This is a genomic window from Gilliamella sp. B3801, assembly GCF_026536645.1.
Taxonomy (GTDB): Bacteria; Pseudomonadota; Gammaproteobacteria; order Enterobacterales; family Orbaceae; genus Gilliamella; species Gilliamella apicola_I.
The window spans coordinates 98,724-113,823 of sequence record NZ_JAFNNR010000010.1 but is presented as its reverse complement, the minus strand read 5'-3'; the positions used below and the strand labels follow the sequence as shown (position 1 = coordinate 113,823).

At 36.4% G+C, this 15,100-nt stretch carries 14 protein-coding genes; 3 read left to right on the top strand and 11 right to left on the bottom strand.

The features are described 5' to 3' along the window. Nucleotides 1–295 precede the first annotated feature (295 nt). Entirely contained in the window at nucleotides 296–1,111 is an 816-nt protein-coding gene (murI, locus tag J3U14_RS09740; protein WP_267352162.1) for a glutamate racemase, read from the bottom strand. A gap of 210 nt (nucleotides 1,112–1,321) precedes the next feature. Here murI and metK point away from each other — a divergent pair, with 210 nt between their 5' ends. The 3 genes from metK (at nucleotide 1,322) to J3U14_RS09725 (ending at nucleotide 4,076) form a co-directional block, all read left to right on the top strand. Further along, on the top strand, nucleotides 1,322–2,473 hold the full coding sequence (gene metK / locus J3U14_RS09735; protein WP_267352161.1) for a methionine adenosyltransferase: 1,152 nt from the start codon (nucleotides 1,322–1,324) through the stop codon (nucleotides 2,471–2,473). Further along, the gene (locus J3U14_RS09730) at nucleotides 2,457–2,960 is read left to right on the top strand and encodes a SprT family zinc-dependent metalloprotease (RefSeq protein WP_267352160.1); all 504 of its coding nucleotides are present in this window, start codon (nucleotides 2,457–2,459) and stop codon (nucleotides 2,958–2,960) included. Before metK ends, J3U14_RS09730 begins: the two co-directional genes overlap by 17 nt. A 273-nt stretch (nucleotides 2,961–3,233) precedes the next feature. Beyond that, the gene (locus J3U14_RS09725) at nucleotides 3,234–4,076 is read left to right on the top strand and encodes a 23S rRNA (adenine(2030)-N(6))-methyltransferase RlmJ (protein ID WP_267352159.1); all 843 of its coding nucleotides are present in this window, start codon (nucleotides 3,234–3,236) and stop codon (nucleotides 4,074–4,076) included. A 68-nt stretch (nucleotides 4,077–4,144) separates the two neighbouring features. Here J3U14_RS09725 and J3U14_RS09720 read toward each other — a convergent pair whose 3' ends face one another. The 10 genes from J3U14_RS09720 to rpmF form a co-directional block, all read right to left on the bottom strand. Next, nucleotides 4,145–4,513 (bottom strand): diacylglycerol kinase, encoded by a 369-nt coding sequence (locus J3U14_RS09720; RefSeq protein ID WP_065559732.1) that lies wholly within the window; start codon nucleotides 4,511–4,513, stop codon nucleotides 4,145–4,147. Between the two features lie 21 nt (nucleotides 4,514–4,534). Then, a complete protein-coding gene (accA, locus tag J3U14_RS09715) occupies nucleotides 4,535–5,494 on the bottom strand; it encodes an acetyl-CoA carboxylase carboxyl transferase subunit alpha (protein ID WP_267352158.1) in 960 nt (319 codons plus the stop codon). Between the two features lie 241 nt (nucleotides 5,495–5,735). Further along, nucleotides 5,736–9,212, bottom strand: coding sequence for a DNA polymerase III subunit alpha (gene dnaE, locus J3U14_RS09710; protein ID WP_267352157.1), 3,477 nt, complete (start codon nucleotides 9,210–9,212; stop codon nucleotides 5,736–5,738). Between the two features lie 165 nt (nucleotides 9,213–9,377). Then, a complete protein-coding gene (fabF, locus tag J3U14_RS09705; RefSeq protein WP_267352156.1) occupies nucleotides 9,378–10,622 on the bottom strand; it encodes a beta-ketoacyl-ACP synthase II in 1,245 nt (414 codons plus the stop codon). Nucleotides 10,623–10,782: 160 nt separating this feature from the next. Continuing rightward, entirely contained in the window at nucleotides 10,783–11,016 is a 234-nt protein-coding gene (gene acpP / locus J3U14_RS09700) for an acyl carrier protein (RefSeq protein ID WP_065559736.1), read from the bottom strand. 150 nt (nucleotides 11,017–11,166) lie between these two features. Then, nucleotides 11,167–11,901, bottom strand: coding sequence for a 3-oxoacyl-ACP reductase FabG (fabG, locus tag J3U14_RS09695; protein ID WP_267352155.1), 735 nt, complete (start codon nucleotides 11,899–11,901; stop codon nucleotides 11,167–11,169). A 19-nt stretch (nucleotides 11,902–11,920) separates the two neighbouring features. Next, nucleotides 11,921–12,856 carry an ACP S-malonyltransferase gene (fabD, locus tag J3U14_RS09690; RefSeq protein ID WP_267352154.1) on the bottom strand — a complete coding sequence of 312 codons (936 nt, stop codon included), beginning with the start codon at nucleotides 12,854–12,856 and terminating at the stop codon, nucleotides 11,921–11,923. A 36-nt stretch (nucleotides 12,857–12,892) separates the two neighbouring features. Further along, a complete protein-coding gene (locus J3U14_RS09685) occupies nucleotides 12,893–13,846 on the bottom strand; it encodes a beta-ketoacyl-ACP synthase III (RefSeq protein ID WP_267352153.1) in 954 nt (317 codons plus the stop codon). Between the two features lie 4 nt (nucleotides 13,847–13,850). Continuing rightward, a complete protein-coding gene (gene plsX, locus J3U14_RS09680; RefSeq protein ID WP_267352152.1) occupies nucleotides 13,851–14,897 on the bottom strand; it encodes a phosphate acyltransferase PlsX in 1,047 nt (348 codons plus the stop codon). A gap of 33 nt (nucleotides 14,898–14,930) precedes the next feature. Further along, nucleotides 14,931–15,098, bottom strand: a complete 168-nt coding sequence (rpmF, locus tag J3U14_RS09675) for a 50S ribosomal protein L32 (RefSeq protein WP_025316508.1) — start codon at nucleotides 15,096–15,098, stop codon at nucleotides 14,931–14,933. Nucleotides 15,099–15,100 lie beyond the last annotated feature (2 nt).

Here is a 15,100-nt window from a genome sequence, read left to right as displayed (position 1 = left end):
GTAGACTTTATTCTTTCGTCTCGCAAGTGCCCACACAGATTGTCTGTTTCTTCTTTTTAAAGAGCTGACAGTTTTTTTTCGCTTTCGCTTTTACTGTCTCAAGGGCTGCGTATACTACGCTACACCTTTTTATTCGTCAAGATCTTTTTTCAAATTTTTTGATCCTGCTCACTAACCTCTTTTACCGCCTGCTTTCGCTGACGCTGTGTCAGTGGATGCGCATTATAGGCACTTCATTTTTTTTTACAAGCAAAAAAAGCAGATCTTTGCTCTGTTCGAGTAAGGTTTAAACACGCTAAATATTAATATATTGATATTTATTAAGTTTATATTTAGTTAATTTGTCAGTTAATTTTTCAACATATTGGTTATAGTTGGTACTCATTACAATATTTTCCTTAGCACTCTTGTTTTCTGCATTTAAATCAAATTGTTCGTTGAGTAAATTATAGACACGAGTAGCAATAGCATTTCCTGAATCAATAAATGTCGCATTAGGAAAAATTATTTGTAACTCTTCTTTGATAAATGGATAGTGAGTACAACCTAATACAATAGTATCTGGTATAACAGGTTCAGAAAGCCACGGCGCAAGTAAAGTTTGTAATTGATTTATATCGACAGTAACACCTTGCAATTTATTTTCTGCAATAAATGCAAGCTCAGATAAGCCAAGTAGTTTAACTGTACAGTCCGTTGCAAATTCTTGAATGAGATTTGTTGTATAAGCGCGTTCAATGGTTGCCTTTGTTGCCAGCAGTCCGATACATTTGTTTTGGGTAATTTGGCAAGCTGGTTTAATAGCAGGAACAACACCTACAATAGGAAAAGAAAATTGGGATCTTAAACTCGGTAAACAGATAGTACTTGCTGTATTACATGCAATAACAGCTATGTCAATTAAATAATGTTTCGAAATATGTCCAATAATTGACGTGACCCTATCAATAAGAAATTCGGATGACTTATCGCCGTAAGGAAACATTTCATTATCAAATGCATAAATGTAATGTAGATTAGGCATCTTCTTGTAAATGGCGTCATATACCGATAATCCACCAATACCGGAATCAAAGACTAGCACTGTAGGAGTTGTATTTTTTATTTTCATATTTCTGTAGATGTTTAGCTAATTGATAGGTAAAAACGCAAACTATCGTAAATTGATTAAAAATTAATGCAAGTTATTTTATTACCAGTCATTGAAGAAAAGACACTCAGAAAAATTTTTTAACTAGACGTCTAGATGGTAAAACTGCTAAAATGAGCGCTATTTTGAATTTATATGTTATTCGTACGAATAAATTTAAGAAGGTATTGAATGTCAGAATTTCTATTCACTTCTGAATCAGTTTCAGAAGGTCATCCAGATAAAATTGCCGATCAAATCTCAGATGCGGTACTTGATGCTATTTTAAAGCAGGATCCTAAAGCTCGTGTTGCATGTGAAACCTATGTAAAAACAGGTATGGCACTTGTTGGTGGCGAGATTACAACCTCAGCATGGGTAGATATAGAAGAGTTAACCCGAAAAACAATTAGTGATATTGGATATACCAGTTCAGAAATGGGATTTGATGCTAATTCTTGTGCTGTTTTAAATGCAATTGGAAAACAATCACCCGATATTAACCAAGGTGTAGATCGTGAAGATCCTTTACAGCAAGGAGCAGGTGATCAGGGGATAATGTTTGGCTACGCAACCAATGAAATGCCAAACTTTATGCCAGCAGCAATCAGTTATGCTCATGAGCTTATGCATCGCCAAGCTGAAGTTAGAAAGAAAGGAATACTTCCATGGTTAAGACCTGATGCCAAAAGCCAAGTAACATTAATTTATGAAAATGGCATAATTAAAGGTGTTGATACGATTGTTTTATCCACTCAACATGCAGAAGATATTGAACAAAATGCATTACATGAAGCGGTAATGGAGGAGATCATCAAACCAACCTTACCAGCTGAGTGGTTAACTTCCCGAACTAAATATTTCATCAATCCAACTGGGCGTTTTGTTATTGGCGGACCTATGGGGGATTGTGGGTTAACCGGACGTAAAATAATTGTGGATACTTATGGTGGAGCAGCTCGTCATGGTGGTGGGGCTTTTTCTGGTAAAGATCCATCAAAAGTTGACCGTTCGGCTGCTTATGCTGCTCGTTATGTTGCAAAAAATATTGTTGCTGCTGGATTAGCTGATAGATGTGAATTACAACTATCTTATGCAATTGGTATTGCTAATCCAACTTCAATTTATGTTAATACATTTGGCACGGAAAAAATTGCGCATGATAAAATTGTTGCATTAATTAAGGAATTTTTTGATTTAAGACCTTATGGACTGATTAAAATGCTAAATTTAATTCAACCAATTTATCAAAAAACAGCAAGTTATGGTCACTTTGGACGAGATATTTTTCCTTGGGAACAAACAGATAAAGCGGCTCAATTACGAGATGCAGCCGGACTTTAAACGTATCCCCATAAATTTGCACAACCAAGTTATAGCTTGCCTAAGAAAATACTTAGCGCAAGCTAATCAATTGCTAAATATGCAATTTACCGAACCTAAAATAATTTATAAACCTAAAGGAAGTGTGGCAGGAAGTGCTTTTCTAATGCGTTGGGAAATCCAATTGAATTCAACAATGCTTGCCGACAATGGACAAGTATTTATTGAAGAAGTTGTGCCCCATGAGTTAGCGCACCTAATTGTTTTTAAAAAATTTGGCAACGTAAAGCCTCATGGCAAAGAATGGCAATATGTTATGTCAAATATCCTAGGTAAAATGCCTAAAACAACTCATAATTTCGATGTTAAACGAGACTTTTATTTATACTATTGTGAGTGTCAGGAGCATCGATTAACAAAGATTAGACACAATAAAGTTCAGCACAATAATATAAATTATTTATGTCGCAAATGTGGTACACAACTTAAACAAAAAATGTTGTCCTAAATGTGAGATGACGAGCACACATTACGTATAATCTCTTGCCATATACACTTTAAGGCTACAAAGTTGAAAAAATCCCTTTCTGACTTATAATACTCATTCTCCTTATATTTAGGTTACACCGATATCGCAAAATATAGTTTATATGGCTATCAATTTCTGATGATAACATCAGTATTCAACTTTAATTGAAAATTAATGAAAATGACTTGCCTACTTTATTAAGCTTTATCTATTTCACATGCAAAATAATAAACAAATGAGGCTAAATTTTTAATGTTAAGTTATCGTCATAGCTACCATGCTGGTAATCATGCAGATGTTTTAAAACATATTGTATTAACACTATGTATTGAATCGTTAAAGGAAAAAGAAAAACCTTTTTTATATCTGGATACTCACAGTGGTGCGGGGCGATATTTATTAAAAAGTGAACATGCTGAGAAAACGGGAGAATATTTATCTGGGATTAATTTATTATGGCAACAACCGGATCTTCCAAAACAACTTGATACTTATCTATCAATTCTTCAGCGCTACAATCCATTTGATACTTTAAAGTATTATCCTGGTTCACCGCTCATTGCTAAACAGCTACTTCGGGAACAAGATAAACTTAATCTTACCGAATTACATCCAACCGACTATCCTTTGTTAAGGCAGGAATTTAATAAGGATAAACGCGCAAGAGTATTACGTGAAGATGGCTTTGCACAATTAAAATCAAAATTACCTCCCGAATCACGCCGAGGACTGATATTAATTGATCCTTCATATGAGATCAAAGATGATTATCAAAAAATTCCAACGGCGATAAATGAAGCGTATAAACGTTTTGCGACTGGTGTTTATCTTATCTGGTATCCTGTCGTATCACGAACACAGACCCAAAGGATGATTGATGGAATTGTAAATTTAGGAATTAAGCGAATTTCACAGTTTGAGCTTGCTCTAAAACCTGACAATAATCAGAAAGGAATGACAGCATCCGGTATGATTGTAATTAATCCGCCTTGGAAGCTACATGAGCAAATGCAATCGATCATGCCTTGGTTAAAAGAGAAGCTGGATACAGAAAAAACAGGCAACTTCACCATTAAAGAGCTAGTATCGGAATAAAAAAGAATGAAATGCGAGTATTTCACTCGCACTATTATCATTCAAATTGTCAATGAGTTAGAAAGAATTTAGGGAAAAAAGTGGCAGGAAAATAAGTAAATCCATAAAATTACCGTTAATAATAACGATAAAAACACGGCTGCAGATCCATAATCCTTAGCACGACCCGATAACTCGTGTCTTTCACTACCGATTCTATCTACCACACATTCAATGGCACTGTTGATAAGCTCGACAATCATCACAACACCAATAGAACCTAATAATAAAATACGTTCATATATCGTGAAATCAATTAGCATGACCACAATATAAGCCACAATCAACAACAATAATTCTTGACGAAATGCGGTTTCATATTTGATCGCTGATTTAAACCCTTTAAAAGAGTACTTTGTTGCATTGATTATACGTTTTAAACCCGTCTTTTTTTCCATAATAATAGTATTCCAATAAGGCTATCTTGCATAACCATAGTTCATAAGGCGTTGAAATCTTCTTTCAAGCAGTACGGATAAATCCATTTCTTCAAGTTCATTAAGATCATTAATTAACTGTTTTTTCAAAGAATCGGATACCGCAAAATAATCACGATGAGCACCACCTAGTGGTTCAGGAATTATTGAATCAATTAGATCCAATTTAAGTAATTTATCAGCTGTCATATTCATTGCTTCAGCAGCAACAGGAGCTTTATCAGCACTTTTCCACAAAATAGATGCACACCCTTCAGGAGAAATAACCGAATAAGTACTGTACTGCAACATGTTCACTTTATCAGCAACACCAATCGCGAGTGCTCCACCAGAACCGCCTTCACCAATAACAGTACAAATAGTTGGAACGTTAAGACGAGACATTTCGCGTAAATTTCTAGCTATTGCTTCAGCTTGTCCTCGCTCTTCGGCACCAATACCAGGATATGCTCCCGGCGTATCAATAAAAGTAATAATAGGTAATTTAAAACGTTCAGCTAATTGCATTAAACGTAATGCTTTTCGATAACCTTCAGGTGCAGGCATACCAAAGTTACGATATATTTTCTGTTTTGTTTCACGACCTTTTTGATGACCAATTACCATAACTGGTCGATCATCAATACGAGCAATACCACCGACGATTGCTTTATCATCAGCATAAGCACGATCACCTGCTAACTCATCAAAATCAGTAAAAATTTCTTTGATATAATCAAGTGTATAGGGTCTATTTGGATGTCTGGCTAATTGTGCGATTTCCCATGGAGATAAATTTGCAAATATTTTTTTTGTTAACTCTCGACTTTTTTTATTTAGTTGTTTAATCTCTTTGTCTAAATTGATATCTAATTCAACTTGTTGTGAATCAATATTCTTTAAGGAATTAATTTTTGCTTCTAATTCCGCTATCGGCTTTTCAAATTCCAAAAAATTGTTCATAACGCTTATGATTGCCTCTTAATTTATTTTGTATTTGTAATAAATACATTATTTAATATAGTATAAAGACTAATTCTTAAAATAAAATTAAGTCAATTTTACTATGTAATACTAATTAAAGTCATCTACATTTATCAGTTATCGACTGGGATATAAAAAAGAACAACTTATTTTTATCCTTAAATGTAGATTTGCTATATTCCTTTATTTTACTTAATAGGAATAATTTTATACTAATTTACTAAAATTCAAATTCAATACGATCATTACCTAGCAAGGTTTTAAGCTCTACAATCAAAGCATCCTCAGGAATAACTCGCCAAGTTGTACCGAATTGTATTCTAACGATCGAGTCATCCCTATGATAGTAAAGATTTACAGGTACACTACCATGTCGATAGGGTTCAAATAGTTGTTGTAGACGCTGCAACATTGCTCTGTCAGCTTCACTGTCAGTTAATGTTACCACCAAACCTTTAACATACTTCGCTCGGGCATCCTTCAAGTCGACCATATCACGTACCGTCATTTTGAATCCACCATTAAAATCATCATGACTGACTTGACCGGTGACTATCAAAATTTTATCTTTAACCAATAAATGCTCAAATTTTTCCAGTGCATCAGTAAAAAGCATACCGTCAATACGACCTGAGCGATCATCCAACGTAAATAAACCGATTTTGTTTCCTTTTTTAGTAATGCGAACTCTAGCATCAACAACAATACCAGCAAAAGTGGCCATTTTTCCCCAACCCGTTGGAGAAGCTTCACTTATCCGTAAACCTCCAGCATAACGATTTAACTCCTTCAGGTATTGTGTAACCGGATGCCCCGTTAAATAAAGCCCTAAAGTATCACGTTCACCATCAAGCAAAACTTGTTCTGGCAGTTCTGGAACAGCTGCATAAGCATGTTCAACTTGTTCTGGTTCTTCAGCTAATACACCAAACATATCTTCTTGACCAATATCTTGTGCTTTAGCATATTGATCCGCCGCTTGCATAGCGTCGTTAATACTATTTAAAATCGCTGCTCGATGTGGACCTAATTTATCAAAAGCGCCAGCCATGGTGAGTTTTTCTAAAACACGACGGTTAATTTTTTTCATATCTGTTCGTGCACATAATTCAAAAATATTTTTGAAATATCCACCACTATTGCGCGCTTCAACTATCGCCTCAATCGGACCTTCGCCCACACCTTTTATTGCACCAATACCGTAAACAATTTCACCTTTTTCATTCACATGAAAATGATACAACCCACTGTTAATATCCGGCGGATTAATTTTGAGTCCCATACGTAGGCATTCATCGACCAGACCAACGATTTTATCGGTATTGTCCATATCAGCCGTCATAACTGCCGCCATAAACTCTGCAGGATAGTGTGTTTTTAACCAGAGAGTTTGATAAGAAACAAGTGCATAAGCAGCCGAATGTGATTTGTTAAAACCATAACCTGCGAATTTTTCAACTAAATCAAAAATCCGCATAGCCAGTTCTCCATCTACGCCTTGCTTCTCAGCGCCTTCTTTAAATACAGAACGTTGCTTAGCCATTTCTTCTGGCTTTTTCTTACCCATAGCTCGACGTAATAAATCCGCACCACCTAAGGTATAACCAGATAACGTTTGTGCTATTTGCATGACCTGTTCTTGATAGAGAATAATGCCATAGGTTGGTTCTAATATAGGCTTCAAGGATTCGTGCTGATGATTAATATCGGGATAAGACACTTCTTCACGACCATGTTTACGATCGATAAAATTATCCACCATTCCTGATTGTAGAGGTCCTGGTCGAAATAATGCGACTAATGCAATCATGTCTTCAAAGCAGTCAGGTTTTAAACGTCTGATGAGATCTTTCATACCGCGCGATTCAAGCTGGAAAACAGCGGTCGTTTCAGCATTTAACAGTAAATCAAACGATTTCTGATCATCAAGCGGAATGCGTGTAATATCAACCGCTTCCAGACCTTCTCTTGCCTGACGCTCATTAATCATTTTGATTGCCCAATCAATAATGGTTAATGTACGTAATCCTAAAAAGTCGAATTTGACCAGTCCTGCATATTCAACATCATTTTTATCAAATTGTGTAACGGGATGATGACCTTCAGAATCACAATAGATAGGCGAAAAATCTGTAATTTTAGTTGGTGAAATCACGACCCCACCGGCGTGTTTACCTGCGTTTCGTGTCACCCCCTCTAATTGTCTGGCAATATCAATTAACGATTTGACATCTTCATTATTGTCATAAATTTCTTGCAATTGAGGCTCGATTTCAAACGCTTTTGCAAGGGTCATTCCGGGGTCAAGAGGTATGAGCTTTGCGATACGATCAACAAATCCATAAGGGTGTCCCAGCACTCGTCCCACATCGCGTATAACGGCTTTAGCAGCCATTGTACCAAATGTAATAATTTGTGAAACTGCATCTCGACCGTACATGTCAGCAACATGATCAATCACTAAATCACGTTTTTCCATACAGAAATCAACATCAAAATCTGGCATTGATACCCGTTCAGGATTTAAAAAACGTTCAAAAAGTAAGTCAAAGGCTAACGGATCCAAATCCGTTATTTTCAGTGCATAAGCAACAAGAGAACCAGCCCCTGAACCACGACCCGGACCGACAGGAATATCATTATCTTTAGACCATTGAATAAATTCCATAACGATCAGGAAATAGCCAGGAAACCCCATTTGGTTGATTACGTTTAATTCGGTTTCTAAACGTTCATCATATTCTGGTCGTTTTTGTTGTCTAACGTTAGGATCAGGAAATAAAAGTTCTAATCTTTCTTCCAAACCTTCACGTGATTTGTGAACTAAAAAATCTTCTGTAGACATATTCCCTGTTGGGAACTTAGGTAAAAAATACTCCCCTAATCGAATCGACACATTACAACGTTTGGCTATTTCAACACTATTTTCTAATGCTTCTGGAATGTCAGAAAACAGTTCGCACATTTCTTGTTCTGAACGTAAATATTGTTCAGCTGAGTAGTGTTTGGGTCTATTAGGATCTTCAAGGGTATTACCATCGTGAATAGCAACCCGAATTTCGTGAGCTTCAAAATCAGAAGGAACCAAAAATCTTACATCATTAGTTGCCACAACAGGTAATGCATATTGTTCTGCAAGTTTAACCGCACTATGAATAAATAGTTCTTCATTAACACGTTTGGTACGTACTAATTCAAAGTAAAAATGATCTGGAAAGTTTTCACAATAAAATTGAATAGCATTATCAATAATTGATTGATTATTGCGAATGATTCCGATACCAATATCACTTTCACGACCTGCTAAAACAATTAATCCAGATCGATACTCTGTTAACCATTCTTGATCAACAACCGGAATATCACCGATGTAACCTCTTTCATAAGCTTTGGAAATCAGTAAGGTAAGATTTTTATATCCATCATTATTGGCTGCAAGTAAAGTTAACCGAAAAATATCATCTGGCATTTGTGGATTTTTTATAGCAAGATCAGCACCAATGATAGGTTTGATGCCTTTTGACATTGCTGTGCCATAAAATTTTACAAGACCACATAAATTAGTAAAATCGGTAATCGCAAAGGCTGGCATCTGTAACTTGCTCACCTCATTTACTAATGTGCCTACTTTCGCAATTCCGTCAACCATAGAAAAATCGCTATGCAAATGGAGATGAATAAATTGAGGTTCTGCCATAATTTCCAGTAATGATAATGCTTTAAAATTTATATCAGATTATATCACAAGCTATATAAATATTCTTATTCTCTTTGTCGATAAGATTTAACACATCTAAAATAATTTTCAGGAAGGCTTTCGTCGATAATAAAAATTACCGACGAATAATTTCAGAATAAGAAATTAGATTTTTTTGAATAACACTGAACCATTCGTTCCACCGAAACCAAACGAGTTACACAGTGCATACTCTAAATTCTTAACTTGACGAGCTGTATGAGGAACATAATCGAGATCACATCCTTCATCAGGATTATCTAAATTAATTGTTGGCGGTACAGCTTGATCACGTAATGCAAGTACAGTAAAGATTGATTCAACAGCACCAGCTGCACCGAGTAAATGACCAATCATTGATTTTGTTGAACTGACCATAACTTTGCTTGAATTTTCTTTAAAAATACTTTTTACTGCTTGAGTTTCAGCTTTATCACCTGCAGGAGTCGATGTCCCATGCGCATTGATGTAACCAACTTGATTAGGTGTAATACCTGCATCACGAATTGCACATTTCATCGCTAAAGCTGCACCACTACCATCTTCTGGAGGTGAAGTCATATGGTAAGCATCGCCGCTCATTCCAAAACCGACAACTTCAGCATAAATTTTAGCACCACGTTTTTTAGCATGCTCATACTCTTCTAAAAACATGATTCCTGCACCGTCGCCAAGTACAAAACCATCACGGTCTTTATCCCAAGGTCGACTCGCCGCTTTAGGATTGTCATTATTGGTTGATAATGCACGTGCTGCACCAAAACCACCAATACCAAGCGGTGTACTAGCTTTTTCGCCACCACCGGCAAGCATGCCGTCTGCATCACCATAAGCAATCATTCTTGCTGCATGTCCGATATTATGAACGCCAGAAGAACAAGCGGTAGCTATAGTAATACTCGGTCCTTTTAATCCATAAATAATAGATAAATGACCAGCAATCATATTAACGATGGTTGATGGAACAAAAAATGGGCTAATTTTACGTGGTCCGCCATTAATTAGCGCACTGTGATTTTCCTCAATTAATCCAAGTCCACCAATACCTGAACCAATAGCGCAGCCAATACGTTCTGAATTTTCTTCCGTAATTTCGATGCCAGCATCTTGCATTGCTTGAATACCAGCGGCTATGCCATATTGGATAAAATAATCCATTTTACGTGCATCTTTACGTGAAATATTATAATCTTCGCCATTAAAGTTTTTAACCATCGCTGCGAAGCGCGTTGCAAAAGGGGCTGTATCAAAATGTTCGATGAGTTCAACACCACTTTGACCTGCTAATAAAGCTTGCCATGTGGATTCAACTGTATTACCAACTGGAGATATCATGCCCATTCCAGTAACAACAACTCTGCGTTTAGACACATTGTCCTCCAGAAAAGGATTGAGATGAAATTTGAATCAATGAAATTTTTACTTTGAGTTTTCTAATAATAAACATCAAGTTGATATACTTCAACAAGTTAAAGACATAAATATAAACTAGGCGATCAGTTGACCGCCTATTATGAAAACTCAGCTAAAATTATTGATTTGCAGTAATATAATCAATTGCTGATTGAACAGTTGTGATTTTTTCAGCTTCTTCGTCAGGAATTTCTGTATCGAATTCTTCTTCTAAAGCCATAACTAGTTCAACAGTATCAAGAGAGTCAGCGCCAAGATCTTCCACAAAAGAAGATTCATTTTTTACTTCGTCTTCTTTCACACCAAGTTGCTCAACAATAATACTTTTAACTCGCTCTTCAATAGTGCTCATACTCTTTTTTTTCCTATAAAAATCGCCGAAAGTGGCGGTGAATGTAAGTTTATAAAATGTTGAAAAAGATGCAAATCATTTTTCAACCCAATTGCTTAATTTTTGTTCGAATCGTCAAAATATTAACTTATTTTACACTATTCCAATCAATTACACCATATACATGCCACCATTGACATGCAAAGTTTCACCCGTGATGTAAGAAGCTTCATCAGATGCCAAAAATGCCACAGCACTTGCAATTTCAGCGGGTTCACCTAAACGCCCTGTAGGGACTTGTGCTAATGTTAACGCTTTCTGATCATCAGTAAGTGCTTCTGTCATATCTGTTGCGATAAAGCCTGGCGCAACAACATTGACTGTAATTCCTCGTGATGCGACTTCACGAGCTAATGATTTACTAAAACCAATTAAACCTGCTTTTGCTGCCGCATAATTCGCTTGACCGGCGTTACCCATCGTTCCCACAACTGAACCGATAGTAATAATTCTGCCATAACGCTTTTTCATCATAGTTCGCATTAAGGCTTTTGAGAGACGAAACACAGAAGTTAAATTGGTATTCAAAATATCTTGCCATTCATCTTCTTTCATTCTCATTAATAAATTATCACGGGTAATACCTGCATTATTAACCAAAATATCAATATCACCAAATTCCGTTTTAATTGCACCAATAACCGATTCAATTGATGCTTCATCTGTCACATTCAAAGCATAACCTTTACCGTGTGAGCCTAAATATTGGCTTATTGCTTCAGCACCTTTTTCCGTTGTTGCTGTACCAATAACTGTTGCACCACATGCAACTAATTTTTCTGCAATCGCTTTACCTATTCCGCGGCTGGCACCTGTAACTAAAGCAATTTTTCCTGATAGGTTCATAACTACCTCTTTTAAATTTTTATTTAGTATTTTCTAACGCAACATCTAATGAAGCTTTATCATTGACTGCACAAGCAGACAATGAATCAACAATACGTTTAGTCAATCCTGTTAATACTTTACCTGGTCCCATTTCAACTAAAATGGTTATACCTTGTTTTGCCATTTCTTCAACTGTTTCAGTCCATCGAACAGGACTATAAAGCTGAGCAATAAGCGCTGCTTTAATTTGATCTGCAGATGATTCAACTTTAACATCGACATTATTAATTACTGCAAATTTTGGCGTATTAAAAGTAATGTTTTCTAATGCTATTGCTAATTTATCTGCTGCCGGTTTCATCAATGCACAATGTGAAGGAACACTCACGGCAAGAGGTAATGCGCGTTTAGCACCTGCTTCTTTACATAAAGCACCAGCACGTTCAACCGCTTCTTTATTACCAGCAATAACAACTTGACCCGGTGAGTTGAAATTAACAGGTGCAACAATTTGACCTTGAGCGGCTTGTTCACATGCTTTACGAATTGATTCATTATCAAGTCCAATGATTGCATACATTGCGCCTGTACCTGTTGGTACGGCTTCTTGCATAAGTTGTCCGCGTAGTTCGACTAATTTGATAGCATCTTTAAAATCAATAACACCTGCACAAACTAATGCTGAATATTCACCTAAACTATGGCCTGCCATAAAATCTGGTTGTGCACCATTTACACTCTGCCATACCCGATAAATTGCTACAGATGCAGCAAGTAACGCAGGTTGTGTTTGCCAAGTTTTATTTAATTCTTCTACTGGACCATCTTGTACAAGTGTCCATAAGTCATAGCCTAATACCTGTGAAGCTTCATCAAAAGTTGATTTCACAATTGGATAATTATCAGCAAGATCTTTTAGCATACCTACCGCTTGTGAACCTTGTCCTGGAAATACCATTGCAAATTTGGTCATTTTAAAATCCTTGATCACATAAAAATAATTGATTAGTTAAAATCTAATGAGCGCAGAGCCCCATACAAAACCGCCACCAAATGCCTCTAATAGAATTAATTGGCCACGTTGAATGCGTCCATCTCGGACACCTGCATCTAATGCACAAGGTACCGATGCAGCTGAAGTATTTCCTTGTTTATCCAACGTTACAATGACTTTACTCATATCCATATCTAATCGTTTAGCTGTCGCTGAAATAATTCTTAAATTTGCTTGGTGAGGCACCAACCAATCTAAATCGGCTTTATTAAAAGCATTTTCAGTTAAAAGCTCATCAACTAAATTTGAGAGTTCTTTAACTGCTATTTTAAACACTTCATTACCATGCATCGTCATATAAACAGGATCATTCATATCACGGCGATCAACATAAGGATATTTTAATAGATCCCCGTAACGTCCATCGGCATGTAAATGTGAAGCAATAATACCAGGCTCTTCAGATGCGCCTACAACAACAGCACCTGCTCCATCACCAAAAATAATAATAGTGCCACGATCATCCGGATCAACACCACGTGTTAACATGTCAGACCCCACTACTAAAGCATATTTGATCGCACCACTTTTTACATATTTATCCGCAATATCTAACGCATAAACAAATCCTGAACATGCAGCCGAAACATCAAAGGCAATCACATCACCTATTTCAAGTTTAGCTTGTAGTTCAGTTGCAGAACTTGGAAAAGCATTCACTGAAGTTGCTGTTGCAACAATGATCAAACCGATATCATTTTTATCGATACCTGCCATGTCAATAGCATTAATTGCCGCTTCATAGGCCATTGTTGTTACAGTTTCATCTGGAGCGGCAATACGCCTTTCTTTGATGCCAGTGCGTGTCGTAATCCATTCATCACTAGTATCAACCATTTTTTCAAGATCTGCGTTGGTTCGTATCTGTTTTGGAAGATAACTTCCTGTTCCTAATATCTTTGTATACATCTAATTATTCGCTCTTAGGTAGTGCGGAAGAAAGACTGGTTGCAATCTTCTCTGGTATATTTGTTTGTATAGCCAAAATAGCTTGTTCTATTGCTGCAAAAAAAGATTTTTGATTGGCACTACCGTGACTTTTAATCACAATACTTTGAAGTCCAAGTAAACAGGCTCCATTATATCGCCCAGGATCCAAATAACAAAAATTTTTTGCAATCTTTCTTTGTATCCATTTGCTCAGTAATTTCATTAAAAATGAATTATGATTTAAGGATAATTTGAGCGAAGACATAAAAATTTTGATTAAGCCTTCTACCGTTTTTAATGTTACATTACCCACAAATCCATCACAGACTAATACATCGGTTTTACCAGTTAAAAGATCATTGCCTTCTAAATAACCGATATAATTAATTTGTTCATTCGATTTTAAAACTGCCGCTGCTGCACGAATTTTATCTAATCCTTTAATATCCTCTTCACCAATGTTAAGTAATGCAACTCGTGGAGTTTCGATCTTAAGTACGGTTTTGGCAAGAATCTCACCCATTATCGCAAATTGTACTAACATATCACTATCACATTCAGCGTTAGCGCCAAGATCCAAAACGACTGTATCATGATTATTTAATGCTGGTATAGTCGCAACCAGAGCGGGACGGTCAATACCGGTTAGAGAATGTAATAATAGTTTAGACAACCCCATCAAAGCGCCCGTATTACCCGCACTAACACATGCCTGAGCAGAGTTATCTTTGACAAGTTCCAATGCGATTCTCATTGAAGAGCCTTGACTATGACGAATTGCGTAAGAGGGTTTCATGTCATTCGTAATCACAGTGGTTGATTCTATCAATACCAATCGACCATCATTTTGATACTGTGCAATAAGTTTGGTGTTTTCTTTAGACAAAAAGGAGCTTATTTCTGTTAGATTACCTACCAGAAAAATAGAAAGATTTGGATAACGATTTAATGCTTGTATTGCAGCAGGAACAACAATACGAGGACCGAAGTCCCCGCTCATAGCATCTAACGCGATGGTTAGATTATCCAAAATGTCACCTGAGGATTTCTAAATTCGCAGTAATTATTTAGAAATCACTTTACGACCACGATAATAACCATCAGCGGTTACGTGATGACGTAAATGTGTTTTACCTGATTCATCAACTGAGATATTAGCAACAGTTAATGCATCATGTGAACGACGCATACCACGTTTTGCACGAGTTTTACGATTCTGTTGAACAGCCATGG